The sequence below is a fragment of the Kocuria salsicia genome, from assembly GCF_039532055.1.
Classification (GTDB): domain Bacteria; phylum Actinomycetota; class Actinomycetes; order Actinomycetales; family Micrococcaceae; genus Kocuria; species Kocuria salsicia.
In genome coordinates this window covers 175,516-201,003 of the sequence record NZ_BAAARF010000004.1, presented here as the reverse complement: position 1 = coordinate 201,003, position 25,488 = coordinate 175,516, and the positions used below count along the sequence as shown (strand labels likewise).

The 25,488-nt window shown below is 71.3% G+C and carries 20 protein-coding genes and 3 tRNA genes; 15 read left to right on the top strand and 8 right to left on the bottom strand.

Going from position 1 to position 25,488, the window contains the following annotated elements; genetic code table 11:
* Positions 1 to 86: 86 nt before the first annotated feature.
* Both ABD264_RS05225 and ABD264_RS05220 read left to right on the top strand, forming a co-directional pair.
* Positions 87 to 1,868 carry a sodium-dependent transporter gene (locus ABD264_RS05225; RefSeq protein WP_344204787.1) on the top strand — a complete coding sequence of 594 codons (1,782 nt, stop codon included), beginning with the start codon at positions 87 to 89 and terminating at the stop codon, positions 1,866 to 1,868.
* On the top strand, positions 1,865 to 2,131 hold the full coding sequence (locus ABD264_RS05220; protein WP_144941691.1) for a methionine/alanine import family NSS transporter small subunit: 267 nt from the start codon (positions 1,865 to 1,867) through the stop codon (positions 2,129 to 2,131). The genes ABD264_RS05225 and ABD264_RS05220 overlap by 4 nt, the downstream gene beginning before the upstream one ends.
* A 159-nt stretch (positions 2,132 to 2,290) precedes the next feature.
* Here the strand turns inward: ABD264_RS05220 and rarD are convergent, their stop codons facing one another.
* Together rarD and ABD264_RS05210 are read right to left on the bottom strand one after the other, a co-directional pair.
* Positions 2,291 to 3,250: an EamA family transporter RarD gene (gene rarD / locus ABD264_RS05215; RefSeq protein ID WP_144941693.1), complete on the bottom strand. Its 960-nt coding sequence runs from the start codon at positions 3,248 to 3,250 to the stop codon at positions 2,291 to 2,293.
* 139 nt (positions 3,251 to 3,389) lie between these two features.
* Complete coding sequence (locus tag ABD264_RS05210; RefSeq protein ID WP_144941695.1) at positions 3,390 to 4,970, bottom strand: DUF6882 domain-containing protein; 1,581 nt, start codon at positions 4,968 to 4,970, stop codon at positions 3,390 to 3,392.
* A gap of 150 nt (positions 4,971 to 5,120) precedes the next feature.
* Between ABD264_RS05210 and ABD264_RS05205 the strand changes: the two genes are divergently transcribed.
* The gene (locus ABD264_RS05205) at positions 5,121 to 6,527 is read left to right on the top strand and encodes an SseB family protein (RefSeq protein ID WP_144941697.1); all 1,407 of its coding nucleotides are present in this window, start codon (positions 5,121 to 5,123) and stop codon (positions 6,525 to 6,527) included.
* Positions 6,528 to 6,680: 153 nt separating this feature from the next.
* Here ABD264_RS05205 and ABD264_RS05200 read toward each other — a convergent pair whose 3' ends face one another.
* Together ABD264_RS05200 and ABD264_RS05195 are read right to left on the bottom strand one after the other, a co-directional pair.
* Entirely contained in the window at positions 6,681 to 8,204 is a 1,524-nt protein-coding gene (locus ABD264_RS05200) for a catalase (RefSeq protein ID WP_344204783.1), read from the bottom strand.
* Between the two features lie 47 nt (positions 8,205 to 8,251).
* Complete coding sequence (locus ABD264_RS05195) at positions 8,252 to 8,728, bottom strand: Fur family transcriptional regulator (RefSeq protein ID WP_055083244.1); 477 nt, start codon at positions 8,726 to 8,728, stop codon at positions 8,252 to 8,254.
* Between the two features lie 554 nt (positions 8,729 to 9,282).
* Here ABD264_RS05195 and ABD264_RS05190 point away from each other — a divergent pair.
* Both ABD264_RS05190 and htpX read left to right on the top strand, forming a co-directional pair.
* Positions 9,283 to 10,935, top strand: coding sequence for a sigma-70 family RNA polymerase sigma factor (locus ABD264_RS05190; RefSeq protein ID WP_344204780.1), 1,653 nt, complete (start codon positions 9,283 to 9,285; stop codon positions 10,933 to 10,935).
* 130 nt (positions 10,936 to 11,065) lie between these two features.
* Positions 11,066 to 11,968, top strand: coding sequence for a zinc metalloprotease HtpX (gene htpX / locus ABD264_RS05185; RefSeq protein WP_145009914.1), 903 nt, complete (start codon positions 11,066 to 11,068; stop codon positions 11,966 to 11,968).
* Between the two features lie 96 nt (positions 11,969 to 12,064).
* On the opposite strand, the gene ABD264_RS05180 is transcribed toward htpX, so the two are convergent.
* Both ABD264_RS05180 and ABD264_RS05175 read right to left on the bottom strand, forming a co-directional pair.
* Entirely contained in the window at positions 12,065 to 12,556 is a 492-nt protein-coding gene (locus ABD264_RS05180) for a YajQ family cyclic di-GMP-binding protein (RefSeq protein ID WP_126874629.1), read from the bottom strand.
* Positions 12,557 to 12,609: 53 nt separating this feature from the next.
* Entirely contained in the window at positions 12,610 to 13,494 is an 885-nt protein-coding gene (locus ABD264_RS05175; RefSeq protein ID WP_144941705.1) for a patatin-like phospholipase family protein, read from the bottom strand.
* Positions 13,495 to 13,590: 96 nt separating this feature from the next.
* Here ABD264_RS05175 and ABD264_RS05170 point away from each other — a divergent pair.
* Both ABD264_RS05170 and ABD264_RS05165 read left to right on the top strand, forming a co-directional pair.
* Positions 13,591 to 13,672 (top strand) — tRNA-Tyr (locus ABD264_RS05170).
* A 325-nt stretch (positions 13,673 to 13,997) separates the two neighbouring features.
* Positions 13,998 to 14,393, top strand: a complete 396-nt coding sequence (locus ABD264_RS05165) for a thioredoxin family protein (protein ID WP_295109516.1) — start codon at positions 13,998 to 14,000, stop codon at positions 14,391 to 14,393.
* A gap of 149 nt (positions 14,394 to 14,542) precedes the next feature.
* Here ABD264_RS05165 and ABD264_RS05160 read toward each other — a convergent pair whose 3' ends face one another.
* Both ABD264_RS05160 and ABD264_RS05155 read right to left on the bottom strand, forming a co-directional pair.
* On the bottom strand, positions 14,543 to 15,256 hold the full coding sequence (locus tag ABD264_RS05160) for a VIT1/CCC1 transporter family protein (protein ID WP_126874631.1): 714 nt from the start codon (positions 15,254 to 15,256) through the stop codon (positions 14,543 to 14,545).
* A 77-nt stretch (positions 15,257 to 15,333) separates the two neighbouring features.
* Positions 15,334 to 16,353, bottom strand: coding sequence for a DNA-3-methyladenine glycosylase family protein (locus ABD264_RS05155; protein ID WP_144941707.1), 1,020 nt, complete (start codon positions 16,351 to 16,353; stop codon positions 15,334 to 15,336).
* Between the two features lie 264 nt (positions 16,354 to 16,617).
* On the opposite strand from ABD264_RS05155, the gene ABD264_RS05150 reads away from it, so the two are divergent.
* The 8 genes from ABD264_RS05150 (at position 16,618) to ABD264_RS05115 (ending at position 25,488) form a co-directional block, all read left to right on the top strand.
* Complete coding sequence (locus tag ABD264_RS05150; protein WP_344204773.1) at positions 16,618 to 18,336, top strand: DUF2079 domain-containing protein; 1,719 nt, start codon at positions 16,618 to 16,620, stop codon at positions 18,334 to 18,336.
* 157 nt (positions 18,337 to 18,493) lie between these two features.
* Positions 18,494 to 20,764 carry a DEAD/DEAH box helicase gene (locus ABD264_RS05145; RefSeq protein ID WP_344204771.1) on the top strand — a complete coding sequence of 757 codons (2,271 nt, stop codon included), beginning with the start codon at positions 18,494 to 18,496 and terminating at the stop codon, positions 20,762 to 20,764.
* 178 nt (positions 20,765 to 20,942) lie between these two features.
* A tRNA-Thr gene (locus ABD264_RS05140) sits at positions 20,943 to 21,014 on the top strand.
* A gap of 53 nt (positions 21,015 to 21,067) precedes the next feature.
* Positions 21,068 to 21,141, top strand: a tRNA-Met gene (locus ABD264_RS05135).
* A gap of 129 nt (positions 21,142 to 21,270) precedes the next feature.
* Positions 21,271 to 23,202: an SIP domain-containing protein gene (locus tag ABD264_RS05130; protein ID WP_344204769.1), complete on the top strand. Its 1,932-nt coding sequence runs from the start codon at positions 21,271 to 21,273 to the stop codon at positions 23,200 to 23,202.
* Between the two features lie 231 nt (positions 23,203 to 23,433).
* Positions 23,434 to 23,883, top strand: a complete 450-nt coding sequence (locus ABD264_RS05125; RefSeq protein WP_055085581.1) for an FAS1-like dehydratase domain-containing protein — start codon at positions 23,434 to 23,436, stop codon at positions 23,881 to 23,883.
* Positions 23,880 to 24,362 carry a MaoC/PaaZ C-terminal domain-containing protein gene (locus ABD264_RS05120; RefSeq protein WP_145009901.1) on the top strand — a complete coding sequence of 161 codons (483 nt, stop codon included), beginning with the start codon at positions 23,880 to 23,882 and terminating at the stop codon, positions 24,360 to 24,362. The genes ABD264_RS05125 and ABD264_RS05120 overlap by 4 nt, the downstream gene beginning before the upstream one ends.
* A 10-nt stretch (positions 24,363 to 24,372) precedes the next feature.
* A complete protein-coding gene (locus ABD264_RS05115) occupies positions 24,373 to 25,488 on the top strand; it encodes a UDP-N-acetylmuramate dehydrogenase (protein WP_295109538.1) in 1,116 nt (371 codons plus the stop codon).

The window sequence follows — 25,488 nt, the reverse complement described above, 5'->3', positions numbered from 1 at the left end:
AGCTTTACCCATTCATCCACAACTCGCGCGCCGGGCGTCCCAGGACCCCGGCGCCTATGGGATCTCGTCCCGTGTGAGGTTCAGCCATGTCCACTGACAAGAAGCGTGGTGGCGCCGCGAAGGAAGCATTCTCCGGGCGCACCATGTTCATCTTCGCCGCGATCGGCTCCGCCGTCGGTCTCGGCAACATCTGGCGCTTCCCGTACGTCGCGTTCGACAACGGCGGCGGCGCCTTCATCATCCCCTACCTGGTCGCGCTGCTGACCGCGGGCATCCCGCTGCTCATGCTCGACTACGCGATCGGCCACCGCTACCGCGGCTCCGCCCCGCTCTCCTTCCGCCGCCTGCACCCCAAGCTCGAGACCATCGGGTGGTGGCAGCTGATGATCTGCGTGGTCATCGCCATCTACTACGCGCTCATCATCGGGTGGGCCATGCAGTACACGGTGTTCTCGTTCAGCAAGGCGTGGGGCAGCGATCCCGCCGCGTTCTTCATGAACGACTACATGAAGGTCTCGGAGCAGGTCACGATCGGCTTCGACTTCATCTGGCCGGTGTTCATCGCCACGGCCATCGCGTGGCTCGTGCTGCTCGTGGTGCTGATGCTGGGCGTGCAGAACGGCATCGGCAAGCTCAACGTGGTGCTGATCCCGCTGCTCGTGGTCATGTTCCTCATCATGGTGGGCATGGCCCTGACCCTGCCGGGTGCCTCCGCCGGTCTGGACGCCCTGTTCACGCCGTCCTGGTCCGCCCTGGGCGACTCCTCCGTGTGGGTGGCCGCGTACGGGCAGATCTTCTTCTCCCTGTCCGTGGGCTTCGGCATCATGGTCACCTACGCGTCCTACCTCAAGCCCCGCTCGGACCTCAGCGGGTCCGCCCTGGTGGTGGGCTTCGCCAACTCGTCCTTCGAGATCCTCGCGGGCATCGGCGTGTTCGCGGCCCTCGGCTTCATGGCCACCGCCTCCGGCACGCAGGTCTCGGAGGTCGCCACCTCCGGCATCGGCCTCGCGTTCATCGCGTTCCCCGCGATCATCTCGCAGGCACCGTTCGGCACGCTGATCGGTGTGCTGTTCTTCGGCGCGCTGGCGTTCGCGGGCTTCACGTCCCTGATCTCCATCGTGGAGGTCATCGTGGCCGGTGTGCGGGACAAGCTGGGCCTGTCCCGTCCCGCGGCCGTGTCCCTGGTGGTGCTGCCGCTCGCCGTGATCTCCCTGCTGTTCTTCCCCACCACCACGGGCCTGAACCTGCTGGACGTGGTGGACGCGTTCGTCAACAACTTCGGCATCGCCGCGGCCGCGCTGATCTCGGTGCTGCTGCTGACCTCCGGCTTCACCGCGCTGCCCACGCTGCGCGACCACATCAACTCGGTGTCCTCGTTCAAGCTCGGGCGCACCTGGATGATCATGGCCGGCGGTGTCACCCCGGTGATCCTCGGCTACATCCTGATCGACCAGCTGACCAAGACCGTGGCCGAGGGCTACAACGACATGCCCCAGTGGTTCGTGAACACCTTCGGGTGGGGCATGGCCGTGGGCATCGTCGTGATCGCGTACCTGCTCTCACGCCTGCCCTGGAGCCGACGCACGGGGGACGGCTTCACGAGCCCCGCGCCCGCCATCCAGGACGCCTACCTGGACCGCAAGGCCATCGCCCGCCACGACCCCATGACCCACTACACGGGCACCGAGGGGCGCTCGGCCGCGCTGGACCAGGACTTCTCCCTGCGCGCCATCGACCGCGGCACTGTGGTGCAGCGCCCCGCGCCCTGGGACCACGAGCGCACCGCAAACGGCACGGGTGCCGGGCGCGTCCACTCCACCATCACCGCGGGCGCCCAGTCCCGCCACTCGGAAGGGGACCTCTCATGAGCGGTACCGCCATCGTCATGATGATCGTCGCCATAATCCTGGTGTGGGGCGGCCTGCTCCTCGCCCTGGTCAACATCAAGCGCTCCCCGGAGGAGGTGGACGAGCTCGACGACCCCGCGGACGACACCTCGCAGGCCGCCGGCCCCTCTGTCACCGAGGGCGCCGTCGGGTCGGGTGTCGGTCACCACGACGCCACGATGCCGCCGCACGGCCAGGTCTCGGAGCCGCACACCGACCCCGCGGGGCCGGGTCCCCGGGGCTGACGACCCGGCAATCGCTCCAGCGCTCACTTTGACGCTGAGCACCACCAACGAGCGCAGAGCCCGCCCGGACCACCACGGTCCGAGCGGGCTCTGTCAACATCTGAGGTACAGAGAGGCCACGATTCCCTCAGGCCGGACGGGTACCTCTGCACCTCAGACTCATGCCCGAGGCGACGGCTTCGGCCGCCTGGGCAGCCGCGGGGCACGGGGTGCGCGGACGGCGTCGAGCAGCAGGAGCACCACGGCCACCCACACGAGTCCGAAGCCGGCCCAGCGCTCCGGGGGCATCTCCTCGTGGAACAGGGCGACCGCCAGGATGAACTGGCCGATGGGGGCAACGTACTGGATCATCCCCACGGTGCTCAGGGGCAGCCGGGACGCCGCCGCACCGAAGAGCAGCAGGGGCACGGCGGTGATGACGCCCGCGGAGAGCAGCAGCAGGAAGTGGCCGGGGCCCTCAGAGGTCAGCGTGATCTGGCCGTTGGCGCCCAGCAGCGCGACGGCCACGAGGGCGAGCGGCGTGATGGTGGCGGTCTCCGCGGTGAGCGTCACCAGCGCCGGGTAGCGGGAACCGAGGCGGGACTTCACGAGCCCGTAGAAGCCAAAGGAGAACGCGAGCCCCAGGGACAGCCACGGGACGGCACCGTAGAACACGGCCATCACGAGCACCGCCAGGACCCCCACCACGATGGCCGCCCACTGCAGCGGCCGAAGCTTCTCGTGCAGCACCACCACGCCCAGCAGGATCGCGACGATGGGATTGATGAAGTACCCCAGGGACGCCTCAAGGGTGTGGCCCGTGGTGGTGGCCACCGTGTAGAGCAGCCAGTTGCCCGCGATCAGCACACCGGCCAGGGACAGGGCGGCCACGGCCTGCCCGTCCCGGAAGACCCGCACGAACTGCCGCAGCCCGCGCGTCACGGCGAGCAGCAGAAGACAGAACGCCAGGGAGAACAGCACCCGCAGGGCCACGATCTCGTACGGGGTGGCCGGGGCGAGCACCACGAAGTACAGGGGCAGCAGTCCCCAGATCGCGTAGGCCCCGAACCCGTAGCCCACACCGGCCCGGGTTCTGCGCTGGTGGTCGGGCTCGGGGCCGGGGCTGAGGGTGGAAGTCACCGACCGATCCTATCCGGGGGCGCCCACCGCACTGTTCACGAGGGGTCACGCGTGCACGGCGGCTGCGGCGCCACCAACGACGGAGCACCCGCCCCCACGGGGGACGGGTGCTCCGGTGACGCGTCTGTTCAGGCGCCGGTCACAGGTCGAAGAAGCGGCTGAGGAAGCCGCGCTTCTTCTTGCCCTTGCGCTCGGCCTGCTCGTTGGTCTCGACCTCTTCGCCGTCCACGACGGCCGGGGCGGAGAGGTCGTCGTCCGGTGCGCCCGGACCGGCCACGGTCTCGCGCTCCACGACCTCCTCGCGCTCCTCACGGGCGAAGCGGTCCTCGCGGACGCCACGCTCGCCACGGCCGAGCCGCTCCTCGGCGGCGCGGGTGCGGTCCCGCTCGGGAGCACGGGTGTCCTCGCGGACCACGGTCTCCTCCTCGACCACGACCTCGCGCTCCACGCGGTCCTCGTCGCGGGCAGTCCCGAAGCGCTCCGACTCGAAGCGCTCTGCCTCGACATCCTGCGACTCGGTGCGGTGCGACTCGACGCGCTCCGGGTCCTGGCTGGCGGGCTGGCCGGCGGCGAAGTCCGGGTCCGGGATCCGGGACATGGCCGTGGTGTCCGGGTGCGGGGACGCGGCCGGACCGGCCGTGGCGTGCTCGCCCTGGGGACCGGGCAGCACCCGGGTCTCCACACGGCCCGGCGCGGCCGGCTCGTGGGTGGGTTCCTGGTCGAAGGGCTGGTCCGCCTCGTGCAGCTGGCTGGCGGGCACGGCGACGTCGTCAGCGGGCTGCTCGGGCTCGGGCGCCTCGATCTCCTCGGGGGCGAGCTCGCTGGGCAGCGGCTGCTCCTCGGCGTCCTGCCCGGCTGCGGCAGAGGGGGCGGGGGTCGACGCCGCGGCGGCGGCTTCCGCGCGCTCCCGGCGCTTGCGCTCGGCGTCGGCCTCGCGCTGCTCCTGACCCAGCTGCTCGGCGCGGTGCTCGGCGGCACGGCGGTCCTCGAGCAGGGCCTCACGGTGGGTGGCGGCCTGGCGCTCGAGCTCGCGCAGCTCGTCCTCGCCCACGGAGGGCTCGGCGGGCTCCACGCCCGTGATCTGGTGGTCGTCGAACCAGAAGCGCTGGGCGCCGTCGTGCACGGTGACCACGCACGTGGCGTCCGTGTCCCACTCCACGTGGGCGCCGCGCAGCTTGGCGTAGCTGGCCACGGCGAGGTTGTGGTCCACGGCGGTGTCCGTGGTGAGGGACTCGCCGATGACCTGCATCATGCGCTGCTCGGTGAGGCGGGGGAGCTCGAACTCCGGGCCGTCCAGCAGCAGCCACGCGGTGATGTTGCCGCCGGCGCGCGCGGGGTAGTGGGCGTAGAGGCCCGTGACGGCCTTGGCGGCAAGTGTGAGCCGGCGCGCGAGACCCTCCTGCAGCGGGAGCTCGTCCGTGGTCAGCTCGCCCACCTCGTGGCGCTCGCCGGCCTGCTCGGCCTGCACCGCCGCGGAGACCACGCGGGGGTTGAAGTGGCCCAGCTCGCGCCACGACCACACGAAGGACCCGCGGGCCGCGGACTCCGTGCCCAGCAGGTACGGGGTCAGCGTGACGGGAGGCGTGGTCTGCAAGGTGAACGACGGCGCGGAGAAGTCCACGTCCCAATCCGCACCCTGGGACAGCTCGGCCAGCACTGCCTGGTACTCGGTGGAAATGAAGATCGACGCGTCGATCAGCTCCTGCAAGGTTTTTGTCATGGGTCCAGGCTAACAACTGGCCCGGACTCCCACAGCGCGGCGGTACCCCGTTCGCTAGGCTGGGGGCGCGCGGCCCGGGACCTCCCGGGACTCCCCGCACCCTCGGACGACCTGACCCGGCGCGAGCGGGTCGAAGGGACACTGACACGAATGACCTCTGAGCCGCAGCCCGCATCCGGAGCCCCCACCACGGGCGAACGCGAACTCGTCGCCCGGGTGGGCGAGTGGGTGATGTCCGTCCTGCGCAGCGAACCGGGGTGGGACGCCATGCTCGTGGAGTTCAAGCCCCAGGGCGGGCGCGTGCACCTGCGCGTGATCGAGGACCGCGGCGGGGTGGCGACCCCCGGTGCGGCGGGTCCGATCAAGCAGGACAGCGCGGTGCTGGAGACCCTCGCGGAGCTGCAGCGCAGCTGCTACGTGCCGGGCCGCGGCAGCTGGTTCTCGGCGTCCGTGACGATCACCGCGAAGGGCTGGCCGGAACCGGAGCTGAGCACCACGGCGTCCTACCACTTCCACGACCTGCCGCACGTCTACGCGCAGGAGGGCCCGTACACGGCGCAGGACGTCCTCGCCCAGCTGGAGGCGTTCCCCCGCACCCGTGAGCGGACGCCGGAGTGGGCCGTGGAGCTGGCCGAGCAGGCCGGTGTGGAGCTGCCGTTCGCGGACTCGGCCGAGGACGCCTCCGGCGGGGACGTCCACCCCCGGCTGCGAGCCGCGGCAGAGGCCTACACCCGGGAGCCGGGGGAGCGGGCCATGGCCCGCGCCCTGCGCGAGGCACTGGTGGGAACCGTGCTGCTGGACGTCTCCGGCTCGGACCTGGTGCCGGGGGCGGACGGCCAGCCCGTGGGCCCGGAGTCCCACATCCGCGTGCAGACCGTGTCCCAGGGGGACGGCACGCGCGCCCTGGCCGTCTACACCTCCGCGGAGCAGGCCCGCGAGATGTTCTCCCGTAGCAACCGCAACGAGGAGCTCGCGGAGCCCGTGCTGCTGCGCCAGCGCGCGAGCGCCACCCTGGAGATGGTCGCCAAGGACCGGCAGTACGACGAGGTGGTGGTGGACCCGGCCTCCGAGCACGCCCTGCGGATCCCGCGCCAGCAGATCGAGTGGGTGGCGCGCTCCCCGCACAACGAGGCGCTGAAGCAGGCGCTGCTGGACAACAACATGTCCGGCGTCCTGGGTGCCCTCTTCAACCCCGGCGGGCACCTGCTGCTCGGCACGCGCGAGCAGGGGGAGAACGCGGTGCCGGTCATGGTGCAGCCCTCGCAGGAGGGTGCGGCCCCGGACACCCTGCTGGTGTTCACCTCCGCCGCCGAGGTGGCCGCCCTGGACCCGCAGCTCACGGTGCGTTCCGCCCCCACCCGCCAGATCCTCGACTTCGTCCTGGACTCGGACGCCGCCGCCATCTGCATCAACGCGATCGCCCCGGTCACCACGCTGCCCACGGAGCAGCTGCGGGAGATGCTCGAGCTGGTCACGCAGCACGAGAAGGACCTCGCCGAGTCCCAGGGTGGGCAGCCGGAGGGATCCACGGACGACGTCGCTGCTCCCGGGGTCTGAGCCCGGGCTCACCCACCGCACCCCATCCCACCACCGCGCCGTCGCTGTTCCCGGTTCGCAGCCACGTGAAAGGCCCCGCCCCCCTCCAGAGAGGGAACGGGGCCTCTGCCGTAGCCGGGTCAGCGGGCGCGCGGCCCGCTCACCGGCGCGGGATCAGATGCCGTAGGCCTCCGAACCTGCGTTGCGGGCCTCGGCCTCGCGGACGCGGCGGCCGAGATCGGCGTCGACCTTCTCCCAGTACTGGAAGGCGGCCTCCTTGATCGTCGGGTCCGTCACGTCACCGATGTGACCGGCGATGTTCTCGACCGTCTCGGCCTTCTCCTCGTCGCTGAAGACCTCGCGGTAGAGGGTGCCGGGCTGACCGAAGTCGTCGTCCTCGGAGTGCAGCGTCGCGGCGGCGCGCAGCAGGTCCCCGTCCGACTCCCAGCGCATCTCGTCGGCCTTGACCGGGCCGGAGCCGGCCACGGGCCCGCCCTGGGTGTTGGGCGCGTAGACGGGCTGGTTTGGGTGCTTGAACGTGTACCGCATGGGCCCGTCCTGCGAGTAGGAGTTCATCTCCGAGCGGTACGGGAAGTTCACGGGCAGGTCCGCGAAGTTCGCGCCGATGCGGTGACGGTGCGTGTCCGGGTAGGAGAACACGCGGGTCATGAGCATCTTGTCCGGGGAGATCTCCACACCGGGAACGGTGTTGCTGGGGGAGAACGCCGCCTGCTCGATCTGCGCGAAGTAGTTCAGCGGGTTCTGGTTCAGCGTGAACTTGCCCACCTTGATGCGGGGGTAGTCCTTCTGGGAGATCGTCTTGGTGACGTCGAACGGGTTGAACCGGTACGTCTTGGCGTCCTCGTACGGCATGACCTGCACGTACATGGTCCAGGAGGGGAACTCGCCCTTCTCGATGGAGTCGTAGAGGTCGCGACGGTGCGCGTCCGCGTCCTTGCCCGCGATCTCCTCGGCCTCGGGCCCGGTCAGGCCCTCGACGCCCTGGTCGGAGATGAAGTGGTACTTGATCCAGAAGCGCTCGCCGGCCTCGTTGCTCCACTGGTAGGTGTGGGAGCCGTAGCCGTTCATGTGGCGGTAGGATTTCGGGATGCCGCGGGGGCCCATGAGGTAGGTGACCTGGTGGGCGGACTCGGGCGACTGGGTCCAGAAGTCCCACTGCATGGTGTTGTCACGCATGCCGGAACCGGGCAGGCGCTTCTGCGAGTGGATGAAGTCCGGGAACTTGATACCGTCGCGCACGAAGAAGATCGGGGTGTTGTTGCCCACGATGTCCAGGTTGCCCTCAGTGGTGTAGAACTTCAGGGCGAAGCCGCGGGGGTCGCGCCAGGTGTCCGGGGAGCCCTGCTCACCGGCAACGGTGGAGAAGCGCGCCAGCATGGGGGTCTTGGTGCCCTTCTGGAACACCGCGGCCTTCGTGTACTGGGAGACGTCCTCGGTGATCTCGAGCTCGCCGAAGGCACCGGCGCCCTTGGCGTGCACCACGCGCTCGGGAACGCGCTCGCGGTCGAACGCCGCCAGCTTCTCCACGACGTAGGAGTCGTGCAGGACGATGGGCCCGTCCGGGCCCACGCTCAGCGAGTGCGCGTCGGCGTTCGTGGGGAGGGGCAGGCCCTCCTGGTTCGTGGTGAACGAGCCGGTCTTGCGCAGTCCGTGCTCGTGGGGAGTGGTGTCAGACATGGTTCCTCCTGGGTGATGGATGGGATCCGACGAAGGTGTGGACGGTACTACGGGGCCTCGGGGTCCTGCTGCGCGCCACTGTGCTGGCAGCTCGGGCAGATGCCCCTGAAGACCACCTCGGCGGACAGCAGCTGGAAGCCGTGGTCCTCCGAGGGTGTGAGACACGGAGCGTGTCCCACCGCGCACGGCACGTCCTGGATGACGCCGCAGGAGATGCAGTACGCGTGGTGGTGGTTGTCACCGGTGCGGATCTCGTACCGCGCCGGGGATCCGGGCGGTTCGAACTTCGACACCATGCCGATGGCCGCGAGGTCCGAGAGGACCACGTACACCGACTGGACGGAGATGGTGGGCAGGACCGCGCGGACCTGCTGCACCGTGTCCTCCGCGGTGGCGTGCGGCACGGCGTCCACGGCGTCCAGCACCGCGAGACGCTGCTTGGTGACCCTGCGCCCGTGCGAGCGCAGGTGCGAGGTCCACGCGTCCCGCGAGGGGTGCGTTTCGGCCGCAGCAGTGGTCTCCATGCGCCTCACTCTAATCTTATTCTGAGCCATTCACAATAGTTAGTGTGTCCTAAGTCGCAGGATTCCGCGGATTTCCGCGCCTTCCGGGGCCTCGGGGGGTCGGCACGGCGGCGGGGACGACGACGTCGCCCGGCTTCGTGGAGGGGGCCCGGGGCCGTCCCTCCCGGCCCCGGACAGGCTCGGGCGGGCCCGTGAAAAAAAGTTTCCGGATCCCGCGTCACGTTTTCCCTCCCCGTCTGTCTACACAGTGAATCGCGTGCGGGCCGCACGGGATTCCGGACGGTCCGATCGCTCGGGGCCGACGAGCCGGTGCCACCTCACGTACGGGGACACATCGCGTGGCACACGGTGGGCGAGAGCGACTCTCGGCCGGGCGGGCTGCCCGGCCAGGGGGGAGAGAGCGGTGCTAGGAGACGGGGGTGGAGCCGGTGGGGACCGGCTCCACCCCCGACCGTTCTCCCGGCCCCGCATGGAACAAACGCACTGCCGCTTCCCCGCGAGTGCTGACACAATGGAGGCAACCAGCACCCCCCCTTCTTCTGCCAGAGAGCCTCATGACACACAGCGCAGCCCCACGCCTCGCGCGTCCCGAGGGCCGGGACGAGCAGCCCGCCAGTGACGAACGGCTGCTCACCGCTGTGCGCAACGGGGACTCCGCGGCGTTCGCGGAACTCTACGAGCGCCACCGCGGAGCCGCGCTCGCCGTCGCCCGGATGCACTCCCGCACCGAGTCGGACGCCCAGGACCTCGTCTCGGAGGCGTTCACGCGTGTGCTCGGGCTGCTGCGCGAGGGCAAGGGCCCCCGGGAGTTCCTCCGTGCCTACCTCGTGACCGCCGTCTCGCGCCTGGCGGCGGACCGCGCCAACGAGCTCACCCGCACCCGCCCCGAGGACCCCCAGCCGAACGGGCCGCTGGACCGGGTGGAGCTCTTCGACGACACCGTGGTGCGCCAGGTGGACTCCGCCGTGGTGGCCCGGGCGTTCGCGTCCCTGCCCGAGCGCTGGCAGGAGATCCTGTGGTACCTCGAGGTCGAGGGGCGCAGGCCGCGCCAGGTGGCGGGCGTCGTCGGCGCCCAGCCCAACGCGGTCTCCGCGCTCGGCAAGCGGGCACGCGAGGGCCTGCGCGCCGCCTACGTGCAGGAGCACGTCTCCGCGCGGGCGCTCGCGGAGTGCCGCGAGTTCTCCTCCCAGCTCGGCGCCTTCACCCGCGGTGCGCTCACCCCGCTCCGCACCAAGGCGGTTCAGGACCACCTGGACGGGTGCCGCCGCTGCACGGCGGAGTACCTGCAGCTGCAGGACCTGGGGCTCGGGCTGCGCGGCTGGATCCTCCCCGTGCTCGCCGGACTTCCCCTGTGGGGCGCCGAGGGCTCCCACCTGGCCACGGCACTCGCCGGCACGCCGCTGCTCGGCGCGGGTGCGGCGGCCGGAGCCGGGGTGGCGGCGGAGAGCGCCGCGGGCGCCTCGGTGTCCGAGGGAAGCACCGCCGTCGGCTCCTCTGGCGCAGGCGCCGCCTCCTCCGCCGGTGGGGTGGCCTCACTGGTGGGCTCCGGGGCCGGGCTCGCCGTCGCGGCCACGGCCGTCCTCGTCGCTGCCGCCGCGGCCGTGGGGATCGTGGCCGCGACCAACTCGGGCGGAGGGGACGCGGTCTCCGTGGCCGCCGAACCCACGCAGGGACTCGATGCCACCGCGGGTGACGGGGTGGCGCCCGGGGGTGGGCGGTCACCGGCCAGCGGGGACCGCCCGGCGGGCGCTGCGGAGGCCCAGGGTGCGGCCGGTGCAGACGCCGGTGACGACGACGCCGCGGCCGCGCAGCAGGCGGAGGGTGCCGGAACCGACCAGGACGCGGGAGCCGTGCAGGACGTCGACGACGCCGCACCGCAGCGTCCGGCGGCCGAGCCGTCCCTGCCGATCGTCATCAATCCCCCCGGTGCGGGCCTCTCGGAACTCCCCGGCACCACGCTGCTTCCCGATCCGCAGATCCCGTTGAATCCGCAGAACCCGCATCCGAGTGAGCCGGTGGGGGAGCCCTCCCCGGCGGTGTCGCCGGACCCCGTCCAGACCGGTGATCCGCTGCCGAGCGGCGAGTCGCAGGTCACGGTGGTTCCGAGCACCGATCCCAGGCCCGGGGAACCTAACCCGAGCCCCTCGCCCAGCGACTGCACCATCTCGCTGGTCCTCGGCGACATCGTCCTCTGCCTGCCATTGTGATGGGCCGGGCGAACGGCGACGGGCGGCGCGGCGTCGTCGCCCTCGGGCCGCACCACGAACCCGCCACCGGGCACGGAAGCGCACACGAACCGACACGACCCACGGGCGCGAGCCCCGGAGGAGACCACTGATGCACCGGCACTACAACGGCGTGAAGACCGCACTACTGCTGGGCGGGATGTGGGCGGTGCTGCTCGGGATCGGCTGGGTCATCGCCGGCGCCACGCGCAGCTCATTCTTCATCATCCTGTTCGGGGTGATCGGCCTGGCCGGCACGGCCTACAGCTACTGGAACTCGGACAAGCTGGCGCTGGCATCCATGCGCGCGGTCCCCGTGAGCCCGCAACAGGCGCCCGCCATGTACCGGATCGTGCACGAGCTCTCGCAGGCGGCCGGGCAGCCCATGCCGCGGCTCTACATCGCCCCGACCATGAGCCCCAACGCGTTCGCCACAGGACGCAACCCGGAGCACGCGGCGGTGTGCTGCACCGAGGGGATCCTGCAGATGCTCGACGAGCGCGAGCTGCGCGCCGTGCTGGGCCACGAGCTGATGCACGTCTACAACAGGGACATCCTCACCTCGTCAGTGGCGGCAGCCGTGGCCGGGCTGATCACCTCCGCTGCGCAGATGCTGCAGTTCGCGGCCCTGTTCGGCGGGCGCGGCAACGACAACCGCGGCGGCGGCAACATGCTGGTGGGTCTGCTCATGGCGTTCCTGGCACCGCTGGCCGCCTCGGTCATCCAGCTGGCCATCTCCCGCACACGCGAGTACGACGCGGACGAGGACGGCTCCAAGCTCACCGGGGACCCGCTGGCCCTGGCCTCGGCACTGCGCAAGATCGAGGGCGGGGCGAACCAGAGGCCCATGGACCCGCAGGACCAGAGGCTCGTGAACACCTCCCACCTGATGATCGCCAACCCGTTCCGCGGCGGGGCGGTCTCCGGACTGTTCCGCACCCACCCGAGCACCGACGACCGCGTGGCGCGGCTGGAGAACATGGCGCGCTCCGGCGGCTTCTACGGCAACCGCTGACACGAGGGGACGGACGCCCCCGCCCGGGCTGGGTGGCGGCGTCCGTCCCGTTCTACTCGTCCACGAGCGGCGCCGGAAGCATTCCGGCGGCCGGGATCAGCGGTAGTTCACGAACTGCAGGTCGACCTCCAGGTCCGAGCCCTTGAGCAGCGAGATGATCTCCTGCAGGTCGTCGCGAGACTTCGAGGAGACGCGCAGCTCGTCGCCCTGGATGGTGGCCTTCACACCCTTGGGACCCTCGTCCCGGATCAGCTTGGTGATCTTCTTGGCCTGGTCCTGGGCGATGCCCTCCTTGACGGTGGACTCGATGCGGTACTCCTTGCCGGAGGCGTAGGGCTCACCGGAGTCCAAGGACTTCAGCGAGATGCCACGCTTGACCAGCTTGGACTGGAAGACGTCCAGCACGGCCTCCGCGCGCTCCTGCGAGTTGGCTTTGATGAGGATCTTCTCCCCGGAGAAGTCGATGTCCGCGCCCACGCCGCGGAAGTCGTAGCGCTGGGAGACCTCCTTCTGCGCCTGGTTCAGGGCGTTGGAGACCTCCTGCTTGTCGACCTTGCTGACCACGTCGAACGATGATTCCGATGCCACTGTCCACTCCTTGGTTGCTGGGGTGCCGTCCCCGGAACACGGGCACCGCGTGCTCACGCGCTCCAGAACTCCTTGACGCGGTCCGCGAGCTGTTCCGCCTGTGCGAGACCGGCTTCGAACGAGGGTATCCGACGCGCAGGATCCAGGGGATTCCTGCCGAACGCCGCGCGGCTGGCGCCGTCTGCGGTGATGTGGAACGCGTCGCCGGTCTCCTCGATCAGCAGCAGCGACTCGTCCAGGGTGGGTCCGAAGGGGCTCGTGCGCGGTTCGGGGTTGCACGAGATCACCAGCACCTTGTCGTGTCCGGCCGCGAGGTCCGCGTTGGTTGCGGAGCGCATCCCACCGTCCATGTAGGCGTGGCCGTCGATGTGCACCAGGGGGAACACCGTGGGAACCGTGCAGCTTGCCGCCACGGCCTTTTCCAGGAGCACGCTGCTGCGGGCATTGAAGACCGTGAAGGCGCCGTCCGCGCTGTCCACGGCGGTGAGTGCAAGCTCGCCCGTCGGCCAGTCGCGCGGCAGCGTGTGACCGATGCGCGCGAGCCACGCCTCCTCGGTCATGACCGCGGTCGATGCCGTCGCCCGCGCCCCGAGCCGCGCGCGGGCATCCTGCGGACCCGTGGCGCTCTCGGCAGCCGTTCCCATCAGCTGCACGAACTTCTCAGCGTCGAACGGCGGTGCGGCCGGTGAGGAGACGGGTCCCTGCGCGTCCGCGCTGGCCTGGGGAGACTCCGTGCGCGGGAAATGCGTGGTGAGGGCGTTGGCGCGCAGCTGCACCGCCACGACAGACCCCGCAGACGTACCCACTACGAGGTCCGCGGCCCCGAGGTCCACCCCAGAATCCAGGAGACCCGCGAGGAGACCGCTCTCCCAGGCGATACCTGCCGTTCCGCCACCGCCGAGCACAACAGCGCGGGTGGTTGATGTGCTGTTCTGCATGGTGTTTTCCTCCTGGCGACGATTTTGGGGCCCAAAGGCTCACCGTGTACTGTTGAGGTGCTTCGTCGCACACAGTACGTGTGCGTTGGATGCCTCGGCAGGTTACCCGAGCGGCCAAAGGGGGCTGACTGTAAATCAGCTGGCAACGCCTACGGGGGTTCGAATCCCTCACCTGCCACCGCCGCCGGCGTGCGTGACACCGGCAAGAGTGAAGGAGCNTGAAGGAGCCTCCCCGGACCGAGAGGTCCGGGAAGGCTCCTTTCGTATAACCGGGTCCAGCCCCAGGGACCGTGACAACGCGGCGTCGCCCGGGGTTGCACGCACCGGCATCTCGGCGGGTGCGCACCCGCCGCATCTTCGCTCGTCGCCGCGCGCACCGTGGCCTCGCCAGGTGGCGGGGACGACGACGTCGCCCCGCCTGCTCGCGGCGGCCCCACCGGGGGTCCTTGAGCCGGCAGTGAACGGTCTGGAGTGCTGGGGAGGCGGCGTCCTATCGTGGACGCATGGCTACTGTAGAGATCACCCAGGACACCCTGGGCCAGACCATTTCTGACAACGACATCGTGTTGCTGGACTGGTGGGCAGACTGGTGCGGACCGTGCAAGCAGTTTGCGCCCACCTACGAGACGGCCTCCGAGAAGAACCCGGAGATCGTGTTCGGCAAGGTGGACACCGAGGCGGAGCAGGGCCTGGCTGCAGCCGCCCAGATCTCCTCGATCCCCACCCTCATGGCGTTCCGCGAGGGCATCCTCGTCTTCTCCCAGCCCGGAGCGCTTCCGGCGTCCTCCCTGGAGGAGGTCATCGGGGCGGTCAAGAACCTTGACATGGACGAGGTCCGTGCCGAGGTGGCCAAGCAGGCCGCCGAGGGCGGAGCAGAGCCCGAGGCGCCTCAGAACTGACAGTTCCCCGCGCTGGCAGGTCTCCGGCATCGGCCGGTTCGTGGCCCTGCCGCAGCACATGAGCGGGCCACACCGAGCCCGTGAAGGACACGAACGAGGGCGGCTCCCCATTGGGGAGCCGCCCTCGTTCTGTGTTCAGGCGGGGTGCGTCACGCGGCGGAGACGCCCAGCAGGGAGCCGATCAGGAACGTGACGGCCAGGGCGATGGCGCCACCCACGACCACGCGCGTGGCGGCGCGGGCAACGTGCGGGGTCTCGCCGAGGCGCGCCCCCAGGGTTCCCGTGAGGGCCAGGGCGATGAGCACCGCCACGAAGGTGACGGGAATCCGCCACTCGGGTGGCGGGAGGAGGATCGCGAGCACCGGAAGCAGCGAGCCGACGAAGAACGAGAGCGCGGAGGAGATGGCGGCGGCCCACGGGTTGGCGATGTCGTCCTCGTTGATGCCGAGCTCCGCATCCAGGTGGGCCTTCAGTGCGTCCTTCTCGGTGAGTTCGAGCGCCACCTGGTGCGCCGTGGCCTGGCTAAGGCCGCGCTCGCGGTAGAGCTCCTCGAGCTCCTCCAGCTCGGCATCGGGCATCTCACGCAGCTCCCACTTCTCCCTCTCGATCAGCGCCTCCTCGGAGTCCTTCTGGCTCGACACCGAGACGTACTCGCCCAGGGCCATGGAGAGCGCACCACCGATCACGGCGGCGGTTCCGGCGACGAGGATGGGCCCGGTTGAGACGGTGGCACCGGCCACGCCCACCACGGTGGCGGCCACCGAGACGATGCCGTCGTTCGCTCCCAGGACGCCTGCGCGCAGCTTGTTGAGCCTTTCGCCGGAGGCCTTGGCGTGGGGTTCTGGAATGGTGTGCTGTGACATGTTCCGTAGTCTGCGCCGGATCCGCAGGCGTCGCCAGGCAGGACAGCCATACCTCAACCATCCCAGTGGCGGTGGCCTCAGTGGTGGCGATGGTCCGCCGGGGTCATCCGGGGTCCGAACGACGGCTTGCGGTGGCCGCTGGCCTTGATGAGTCGCACCACGCGCTGGCGGTGGCCGCGCCACGGCTCGAGCAGCTCGAGCATGCGGGCATCGGATCCCGGGGCACCGTCGAAGAACCAGCACACGTAGTCCGCCAGGTGGTAGTCGTACACGCTCACTCCGTCCGGATCCGCGTGGGTGCACTGGGTGATCTCTGCAGCCGTCCACGGCCCGATCCCGTCGATCGACTGCAGCGCCTGCCTCACCCGCGCCGGATCCGTGTGCTCCGCCAGCCGCTCCAGCGCCGAAGCCCGGTGGACCACGCGCATCACGGTCGCTGAGCGCGCCGGGTCCACGCCGGCCCGGTGCCACTGCCAGGAGGGGACGCGGCGCCACTGCTGCGCACTCGGCGGCACGCGCATCCCGTGCGGGGCGGGTCCGGGGGCGTCCTCGCCCACCCAGCGCAGCAGAGCCCTGTGCGCGCGCACTGCCTCGATGGCCGTGACCCGCTGCTCCAGCACGGACACGACGGCGCGGTCCAGCACAGTGCCGGTGGCCGGCAGCCGCAGCCCTGGGTGCTCGTGCCGGGCCCGGGTCAGGGATGCGGGCAGCTGCCCGTACGCGGGGGAGGACTCGAACGCCGTCCAGTCGTCGGCGGCTCCCACCCAGCGAGGTGCGTTCGGCAGCCATGCGAGCGCCCCTGGTCCCCAGGCTTCCGCCAGCACGTCCCGCTCGAGCGGCTTCGTCTCGCGCTCCTGCGGTACCCGGGAGAAGCGTGCACTGACCGGCAGCCCCTTCCACCGGGCCGTGATCCACACGCAGTCCTCTCCGAGCACGCGCACGGTGGGGTCCTCCGCCCCGCGCGCGAGCACACGCAGGGTCTGGGCCAGGTGCACCGGTGCGGCCGGCGTCCAGCGCGCGGTGGCGGCAGGTTCCTCGGGAACTCCGGCGCGCGCCGTCGTCCTCCGGGCGGCCCTGGTGCTCACGTGCGTCGTCATGACCCCAGAATCCCACCGCCCTCCGACACGCACACCGCGCCGTCCCGGCGGCACGGGAAGCCGCTCGACACGTCCGGCAGCAGCAGCGACGGTTCGACGACCGCGCGGTACCTTGACCGGGGGAGGCCCCACCGCCCGACCCGTGCACCGGTCCGGCGCCGCACCGACTCCCATGACGCTCCGCCACCAGCAACGCCCTCTCAGCAACTGCCATCCCCAACACCGCACCCCAGCGGTACCGCACAGATCCCGGACGGAGAACCGGTGACCCCGCAGCGCACATCCCCCCTGCAACCCACCGGGTCCGCCCGCTGGCTCCCCGCCCTGGTGGGCGTGCTCGCGACGGCCCTGTACTGCGCGCTGTCCTGGAGCCAGTGGATCAACTGGGAGGTGCCGTCGTGGGACAACGCAATCTTCACGCAGCTGCTCTCCTCCTACGCCTCCGGCCGCGGCCCCGAGGTGGACCTCAAGGGCCACGGCTTCAACCTGCTGGGCGACCACTTCCACCCGCTGCTGATCGTGCTGGCCCCCGTCTACAAGCTCTTCCCCTCCGCCCTGACGCTGATGCTCGTGCAGGACGTGCTGTTTGGCATTGCGACGGCGGTGGTCACCCGTTGCGCCACCCGGGTGCTGCGCGCGGCCCCAGCAGCCGCCGTGGGGGCGGCCTGCGCACTGAGCTTCGGACTGCAGAACGCCGTGGCCGTCCAGTTCCACGAGATCGCCCTGGCCGTGCCGCTGCTCGCGCTCTCCCTGAGTGCGTGGCGGGAGGGCAGGTGGGGTGCGACCGCGCTGTGGGCCGCTCCCCTCGCCCTGGTCAAGGAGGACCTGGGGATCACGGTCGCGGTGATCGGCACCCTGCTGGTGGGCCGCGCGGTGCTCCCGTTCGCCCGGCGGTGGGCTCCGGAGGCACGACGCCGCCTGGCAGGCCTCACCGCCGCGCTGCGGCAGCCGGACGCGGCGGTCCCCGGCGGCCCGGGAACTCCGGGAACTCCGGGGACCACAGGAACCACAGGACCGGCAGAAACCCTGGGACGCACCGGGGGCAGCGTCGAAAACCGGGGAAGCGGCGTCGTCGTCCTCGACCGCGCCCAGTGGCGCAGCGACCTGCGCGGCCTGCGGCGCGATCCCGTGCTCCTGTGGGGCGCGGTGCTCGCCGTGTGGGGCATGGGGGTGTCCGCGCTCGCGGTGGGTGTTGTGCTGCCGGCGCTGAACCCGGCGGGGGAGTTCGCCTACGCGGACAAGCTGGACCCGGCCGGCTTCCTGCGGGATCCCGCGTCCGCCGTGATCCTGCTGGTGGTCCCGGTGCGCAAGCTCGTCACGTGGTTGCTCGTGCTGCTGAGCGGTGCGGTGGTGGCGGTGCGCTCGCCCGTGCTGCTCGTGGCGCTGCCCACCCTGCTCTGGCGCATGCTCTCGCCCAACGACGGCTACTGGGGTCCGGGCTGGCACTACAGTGCCGTGCTGATGCCCGTGGTCTTCGTGGCGCTCGTGGACGCGGTCGCCCGGCTGCGCGGGGACGCGGACCGTGCCCGACGCCGCACGGGCGGCACTGCGCCCACCTCGCCGTCCGCGCGGTTCGAGGCGCCGGTGCTCACCGTCCTGGCGGCCGGGGCGCCGTGGGCGGCGCTCGTGATCGCGCTGGTGGTGGGGACGATGCAGCCGCTCGCGCAGCTGGTCACGCCCGCCGCGTGGCAGCCGGACCCGCGCGGGGACGTCAAGGCCGCGGCGGTCGCGGAGATCCCGGAGGGCGCGAGCGTGGCCACGGACCTCTCCCTGATGAACGCGCTGGTCAGCCGTACGCGCGTGCACTGGATCGGCAACGGCGAGGATCCCGCTCCGGAGTACGTGGTGGTGGACCGCTCCGGAGGCACGTGGGGGACCACGCCGCCGCAGGACGTGGCCGGGTACGCGCAGGACGTCTACGGGCACCGCTACACCGTGGTCAGTGACGAGGCGAACATCGTGGTGGCCCGCGAATCGTCGTGAGGCGTGACCGCCGTGCGATAGGATGGGGGTTCATCATCCCGGTTCTCTGTCCTTGCAGCACCGTTTCGCCGTTACCGGCACGTCGGTCCTGGACATCAGCGGTCGTTCCGCTCGCACCGGTGCCAGTCACTCCATTCCACCGAAGCGAGGTTCTTCCGTGCCCACTGAATCCACCCCCGACGACCACACGAACGCCCACACCGTGGCCCCCGCGAGCGAGCCGGGCGAGACCCGGATCGTGACCGAGGACGACGCCGCCGCCGTTGCGGACGCCGCGCCGGCCACCGAGCCGGGCGACGTCGCCGACGCTGCAGAGCAGGCACCCGCCGTCACCGACGCCCCCGTGAACCACGACGTCGAGACCCGCGAGGTCAAGACCCAGGACGTCGAGACCCGGGACGCGAAGAGCCAGGACGCAAAGACCCAGGGCGAGCCGGAGAAGGACGCCCAGGCACCCGCCAAGGACTCCTCCGACGAGCCCCAGCTGCCCACCTTCGCCGAGCTCGGCGTGGACGGGCGCGTGCTGGCCGCCCTCGACGAGGTCGGCTACGAGTACCCCTCACCCATCCAGGCGGCCACGATCCCCGCGCTGCTCAGCGGCCGCGACGTCGTCGGCCTCGCCCAGACCGGCACCGGCAAGACCGCCGCGTTCGCGGTCCCGGCGCTGTCCAAGCTCGCGGAGCTCTCGGACCTGCACGGCCCGCAGCGCAGCACCCGCGTGCTCGTGCTGGCCCCCACCCGTGAGCTCGCCCTGCAGGTCGCGGAGGCCTTCGGCTCCTACGCCACCCACCTGGACGACTTCACCGTGCTGCCCGTCTACGGCGGCTCCTCCTACGGACCCCAGCTGGCCGGGCTCAAGCGCGGCGCGCAGGTGGTCGTGGGCACGCCCGGGCGCGTGATCGACCACCTCTCCAAGGGCTCCCTGAAGCTCGACGACATCGCCTACGTGGTGCTGGACGAGGCGGACGAGATGCTGCGCATGGGCTTCTCCGAGGACGTCGAGAAGATCCTCGCGCAGACCCCCACCGAGAAGCAGGTGGCGCTGTTCTCCGCCACCATGCCCAAGGCGATCCGCCGCATCGCGCAGCAGTACCTGCGTGACCCGCAGGAGATCACCGTCAAGGCGAAGACCACCACGGGCACCAACACCCGCCAGCGCTACATGCAGGTCATGGGCCCCCACAAGCTGGACGCCATGACCCGCGTGCTGGAGGTCGAGGACTACGACGGCGTGATCGTCTTCGTGCGCACCAAGGCGGCCACCGAGGAGATCGCGGACAAGCTCAAGGCGCGCGGCTACACGGCCGCGGCGATCAACGGCGACATCCCCCAGAACCTGCGCGAGCGCACGGTGGACTCCCTGCGCGAGGGCAAGATCGACATCCTCGTCGCCACGGACGTGGCCGCCCGCGGCCTGGACGTGGAGCGGATCTCCCTGGTGGTCAACTACGACATCCCCCACGACACCGAGTCCTACGTGCACCGCATCGGCCGCACGGGCCGCGCCGGTCGCAAGGGCGAGGCGATCCTGTTCATGACGCCGCGCGAGAAGTACCTGCTGCGCGCCATCGAGAAGGCCACGCGCCAGCCGGTCGAGCAGATGCGCGTCCCGTCCACGGACGAGGTGAACCAGACCCGCAAGGACAACTTCGCGCAGCAGATCGAGGAGACCATCGAGTCCGAGGACCTCACGCTGTTCCGCGAGCTGGTGGAGCGCTACGAGTCCGAGCACGACGTCGACGCGGTGGAGATTGCGGCCGCACTCGCCGTGATCGCGCAGAACGGCCGTCCGTTCCTCGTGCAGGACCTGCCGGAGGTGCCCCAGCGCAAGCGCGACCGGGACCGTGACCGTCAGGACGGCGGCGGGCCCCGCAACCGCCGCGCCCCGGGCGAGGAGGCCGGCATGCGCACGTACAAGCTCGCCGTGGGTCACCGCGACCGCGTGGTGCCCGGCTCCGTGGTGGGTGCGCTCACGCACGAGGGCGGGCTGAACGGCTCGCAGATCGGCGCGATCGACATCCGCCCCACGTTCACCCTCGTGGGCCTGCCCGAGAACCTGCCGGCGGGCACGCTGGACAAGCTCTCCAACACCCAGATCAACGGTGCACCCATCCGCATCCAGGAGGACCGCGGACCGGGTGGCGCCCGCAGCGGCGGCGGTGGCAACCGCTTCCGCGGCGGCGACCGTGACCGTGCACCCCGCAACGACCGTGGTGGCTACCGCGGTGACCGGGGCGGATCCCGGGACGACCGCGGCGACCGCGGCGGGTACCGGGACGACCGTGGTGACCGAGGGGGCTACCGCGAGGACCGCGGTGGCTACCGTGACGACCGCGGCGGTCGCCCGCGCGGCGGCGGCTCCTCCTACCAGGACCGTCCCCGCAAGAAGAGCTACGGCAAGAACAACGGCGGCTACTCCGGCCGCTGAGCCCCTCTGAGCCACCACACGGCCCCCGTTTCACTGTGAAGCGGGGGCCGTGTGCTGTTCCGGAGCACTGCTCGAGAGGCCACCGAGGCGACCGGCGGCGTCGCCGTCTGGGCGCGCATCCGGCGGCCCGGGGCCGATTTTTGCGCGGGGCCCTGATCCTGTTAGAGTATTCCGCGTTGCCCCGATAGCTCAGTGGTAGAGCGCCATCTTGGTAAGATGGAGGTCCCGGGATCGATTCCCGGTCGGGGCTCTCATGATGACAACCTGCGGTTCCTCGTGGATCGCGGGTTTCATCCATGATGTGGCGGTGTAGCTCAGCTGGTTAGAGCGCACGACTCATAATCGTGAGGTCGACGGATCGAGCCCGTCCACCGCTACCGTTCAGGCGCCGTTCCCCTCGGGGAGCGGCGCCTTTTCTCGTTCCGGCCGCCGCGAGATGCCGTGCGACGAGGACGAGGACGACGACGTCGCCGGGCGCCCGTGAGCCCCGGCCGAGAGGAGTGGGCATGGCCCAGAGCATGAGGCGGACCGAGATCTACCCCATCACCGTGCGCGAGCTGGAGGTGCTGCGGGTCCGGGACGTGACGCCCGGGATGCGCAGGGTCACCCTGGGCGGGGAGGGGTTGCGGGCGCACACCGCCCCCAACGGCATGCCCGTCAACGCGTTCCGCTCGGACGGCTTCGACGACGAGTTCAAGATCTTCCTCACGCACCCCTCGCTCACCGAGCCGCTGATCCCCGAGCAGGCGGACGGCACGGTCATCTGGCCGCGGGACGAGCGCCTGGTGCCCCGCACGTACACGGTCCGCCGCTGGGATCCGGAGGCCGGCGAGCTGGACGTGGACTTCGTGGTGCACGGCGTGGGCATGGCGACCACGTGGGCGCGGCGGGTCGTTCCGGGGGAGCGGATCCCGGTGGCCGGGCCCAAGTCCTCCGGCTCGCACCCCGTGGGGGCCGACTGGACGCTCGTGGCCGGGGACGAGACGGCCCTGCCGGCCATTGCGCGCTGGCTCGAGGAGTGGCCCGCGGGGGAGCGCGGCAAGGTGTTCATCGAGGTGGCCAGTCCGAGCCACCGCCAGGAGCTCACGGTGCCCGAGGGCGTGGAGCTGACGTGGCTCTCGCGCCACGGGGCCGAGCCCGGCACCACCACGGTGCTCCAGGACGCGCTCACGAGCACCGAGTGGTGGCCCGGCACCCCGTTCGCGTGGGTGGCGGGCGAGGCGACCACGCTCACCCCCATCCGCCGCTGGCTGCGCAACGAGAAGGGTCTGGGCCGCGAGCAGATGGAGGTCACGGGGTACTGGAAGCGCCAGCCCACGGCGGTCTCCGCGGCGGATCCGGAGATTCCGCAGTCCGAGGCCGGCCACGCGCTGCACGAGCGCCTGGAAGCCCTCACCAGAGTGCTCCCCGCCTTCGCGATCCGCACCGCCGTGACCCTCGGGATCCCGGACGCCCTCGCCGACGGACCGCGTACCGCCACGGACCTGGCTGACGCCCTGGAGGTCCCCATGGAGGGGCTGGAGCGGCTGCTGCCGTACCTCGTGGTCCACGACGTCCTGGAGGCGCACGGCACCCCTGCGGCGTACGGCCTGCGGGAGCTCGGACGGGAGCTGCTCGACGAGCACCTGGGCGAGGACCTGGACCTGGACGGCGCGGAGGCCTGGGAGGAGATCACGGCCGGTCTCTCGCTGCTCGCGGCCGTCCGCGGGGGCGACGGCGCCCGCTCGGCCCGGGCGCGGACCCGCGCGGACCTGGCGTCCCGCCCGGACCTCGTGGCGGGGCAGCAGGAGGAGGCGGAGGAGTTCGCCGACTACTACGGCCCCACCCTGGCGGGCATGCTGCCCCTCGCGCAGTGCCGCACGCTGGCCGTGGCCGGTCCCGCGGCGGGCGGGCTCGCGGAGCTCTTCGTGCGGGAGCAGCCCGGGCTGCACGTCACGGTGCTCGCAGAGCCCGCCGAGCTGGAGGTGCTGCGCCGTCGGCACGCGGCCCACCCCCGGATCGACCACGCGCCCCTGCCGAGCGACGGGACACCCGATGCCCACGGCGACCACGGACGGCACGGCGACAACCCGCGGTCCGCGGGCGGCGACGCCGACGGCGCACCCGGCGCGCCGGGCGAGCCCTTCGACGCGGTGGTCCTGGCCATGGAGCTCACCCGCCGCACGGACGAGCGCGCGCAGCGGCTGCTGGAGGCCCTGCGGCCCGCGGCGGGGCTGTACGTGATGGACGAGATGCTCGATCCCGTGGGCGCGGAGGAGCACGACGTGGCGCACGGCGTCGTCGACTTCGCCCTCACCGGCAGCGGGGCGCGCACCGACGAGCGGTTCCGCGAGCTGCTGGCCGCGAGCGGGTACGAGGTGGCTTCCCGCCGCAACGTGGGCTGGAGCGGGCAGCTCTACACCGCGCACCCCGTGGAGGGGACCGGCCGCGCCGCCTGAGCACCGGACGTCCCGGGACGGGAGCCCCTGGGCTGCGAGCACTCTGGGTTGCCGGGCTCTTGGGTTGCGGAGCGCCCGGGGCTGCCGATGCTGCGGGGTGCCCCGGGGCGCGGACGCTCCCGGATCGCGAACGTCCCCGGGCGCCGTCGCGACCCGAGACCGGGACCCGAGACCCGTCCAGCCCACCGGATAGGCTGGGCCCCGGAAACCCCGTGAGGAATCGAGGAGAAGATGGCCGTATCCGCAGACGTGGTGGGCAGGACCTACCCGTCCATCGCCCCGTACCAGGTGGGTCGCGAGAAGATCCGTGAGTTCGCCGCGGCCGTGAAGGCCACGGACCCCGCCCACCACGACGTCGCCGCGGCACAGGCCGCCGGGTACGCGGACCTCGTGGCGCCGCCCACGTTCGCGATCGTCGTCTCCCAGAAGGCGGACGCCGCCCTGGTCAACGACCCCGAGGCCGGGATCGACTTCTCCCGCGTGGTGCACGCGGATCAGCGCTTCACGCACCACCGCCCGATCGTCGCGGGGGACGAGCTGACCGCCGCCGTGACCGTGGACGCCGTGCGCCCGCTGGGCGGCGGGGCCATGGTCACCTCCCGCGTGGAGGTCACCACCGTGGCCGGTGAGAAGGTTGCCACCACCGTGTCGTCCCTGCTGGTGCGGGGTGAGGAGCAGTGAACGTGGAGTTCGAGAGCGTCGAGAAGGGCCAGTCCGTGGGGGAGCGCACCGTGAGGGTGTCCCGCGCGGACCTCGTGGCCTACGCCGGGGCGTCCGGGGACCGGAACCCCATCCACTGGAACGAGGAGTTCGCGCGCTCCGTGGGTCTGCCCAACGTGATCGCCCACGGCATGTTCACCATGGGTGCCGCGGTGGGTCTCGTCACCGAGTGGGCGGGTGACGCCGGGGCCGTAGTGGACTACCAGACCCGCTTCACCAAGCCCGTGGTGGTCCCCAACGCGTTCGACACCACCGTCACCCCGAGCACGGCACTCACCGTGAGCGGCGTGGTGGGGGCCGTCGACGCCGAGGCCCGCACCGCCCGCGTGGACCTCACCGTCACCGCACCGGACCTCTCGGAGCCGGACGCGGACCCCGCCACCGCGAAGCCACTCAAGGTCCTCGTGAAGGCCCAGGCGGTCGTGAGGTTCCCCGGATAGAGTTGCTTTCATGAATGCTCTGCGCCTGTCCGACCTCACGACCACCGCCGTGGGCGGACCCGCCGCAGCACTCGTGGAGGCGGGCTCCGAGGAGGAGCTGCTGTCCGCGGTTGCGGCCGCCGACGACGCCGCGCAACACGTGCTTCTCGTGGGCGGCGGGTCCAACATCCTGGCCTGCGAGCAGCCCTTCGAGGGGATGGTCGTGCACGTGGCCTCGCGCGGCGTCGTCGTCGTCGACGAAGCTGACAGCCAGGTGCTCGTGGAGGTTGCCGCGGGGCACCCGTGGGACGACGTCGTGCGCGAGACCGTGGCGCAGGGGCTCGCCGGACTGGAGACCCTCGCGGGGATCCCCGGCACCGCGGGCGCAACCCCCGTGCAGAACGTGGGCGCGTACGGCGCAGAGGTCTCCCAGACCATCGAGAGAGTGCGCACGTGGGACCGCGAGGAGCGGCGCGAGCGCACCTTCGGCTTCGAGGAGCTCGAGTTCTCCTACCGCGACTCGGCGCTCAAGCGCAGCATGAACGCGGGGTCCCCCCGCTACGTGGTGCTGTCCGTGACGTTCCGGCTGCGGCGGCAGGACGAGTCGTTGCCTGTGCGCTACGCGCAGCTAGCGACCGCCCTCGGTGTGGAGGCGGGGCAGTGCGCACCGCTGGAGCTTGTGCGCGAGACCGTCCTGCGGCTGCGCGCGAGCAAGGGCATGGTCCTGGACCCCGAGGACCGGGACACCTTCAGCACCGGGTCGTTCTTCACGAACCCCGTGGTGGCGCAGGAAGAACTGACCGACCGGATCCCCGCGGACGCCCCGCGCTACCCCGTGCTGGACGCCCGGGGCCACGAGGTGCCCGGTGCGGTGAAGTTCTCGGCGGCATGGCTGATCGACCACGCGGGCTTCGGCAAGGGCTTCGGCCTGCCGGGAACCCGCAACGAGCTGCTGGACCTGGACGGCGCTGCCGTGGCGGGGGGCCGGGCCTCGCTGTCCACGAAGCACACGCTCGCGGTGACCAACCGGGGCTCCGCCACGGGGGAGGAGGTCGCCGCCGTGGCCCGCACCGTGCAGCGCGGGGTGGCCGAGGTCTTCGGGATCACCCTGGTGCCTGAGCCCGTGCTGCTCGGGCTGTCCCTGTGA

Bases quoted from the DNA above. Each gene is read 5' to 3' on its own strand.
- ABD264_RS05225 (WP_344204787.1), top strand. From the start codon at position 87: ATGTCCACTGACAAGAAGCGTGGTGGCGCCGCGAAGGAAGCATTCTCC.
- ABD264_RS05220 (WP_144941691.1), top strand. From the start codon at position 1,865: ATGAGCGGTACCGCCATCGTCATGATGATCGTCGCCATAATCCTGGTG.
- ABD264_RS05210 (WP_144941695.1), bottom strand. From the start codon at position 4,970: ATGACAAAAACCTTGCAGGAGCTGATCGACGCGTCGATCTTCATTTCC.
- ABD264_RS05205 (WP_144941697.1), top strand. From the start codon at position 5,121: ATGACCTCTGAGCCGCAGCCCGCATCCGGAGCCCCCACCACGGGCGAA.
- ABD264_RS05200 (WP_344204783.1), bottom strand. From the start codon at position 8,204: ATGTCTGACACCACTCCCCACGAGCACGGACTGCGCAAGACCGGCTCG.
- ABD264_RS05195 (WP_055083244.1), bottom strand. From the start codon at position 8,728: ATGGAGACCACTGCTGCGGCCGAAACGCACCCCTCGCGGGACGCGTGG.
- ABD264_RS05190 (WP_344204780.1), top strand. From the start codon at position 9,283: ATGACACACAGCGCAGCCCCACGCCTCGCGCGTCCCGAGGGCCGGGAC.
- htpX (WP_145009914.1), top strand. From the start codon at position 11,066: ATGCACCGGCACTACAACGGCGTGAAGACCGCACTACTGCTGGGCGGG.
- ABD264_RS05175 (WP_144941705.1), bottom strand. From the start codon at position 13,494: ATGCAGAACAGCACATCAACCACCCGCGCTGTTGTGCTCGGCGGTGGC.
- ABD264_RS05165 (WP_295109516.1), top strand. From the start codon at position 13,998: ATGGCTACTGTAGAGATCACCCAGGACACCCTGGGCCAGACCATTTCT.
- ABD264_RS05160 (WP_126874631.1), bottom strand. From the start codon at position 15,256: ATGTCACAGCACACCATTCCAGAACCCCACGCCAAGGCCTCCGGCGAA.
- ABD264_RS05155 (WP_144941707.1), bottom strand. From the start codon at position 16,353: ATGACGACGCACGTGAGCACCAGGGCCGCCCGGAGGACGACGGCGCGC.
- ABD264_RS05130 (WP_344204769.1), top strand. From the start codon at position 21,271: ATGGCCCAGAGCATGAGGCGGACCGAGATCTACCCCATCACCGTGCGC.
- ABD264_RS05125 (WP_055085581.1), top strand. From the start codon at position 23,434: ATGGCCGTATCCGCAGACGTGGTGGGCAGGACCTACCCGTCCATCGCC.
- ABD264_RS05115 (WP_295109538.1), top strand. From the start codon at position 24,373: ATGAATGCTCTGCGCCTGTCCGACCTCACGACCACCGCCGTGGGCGGA.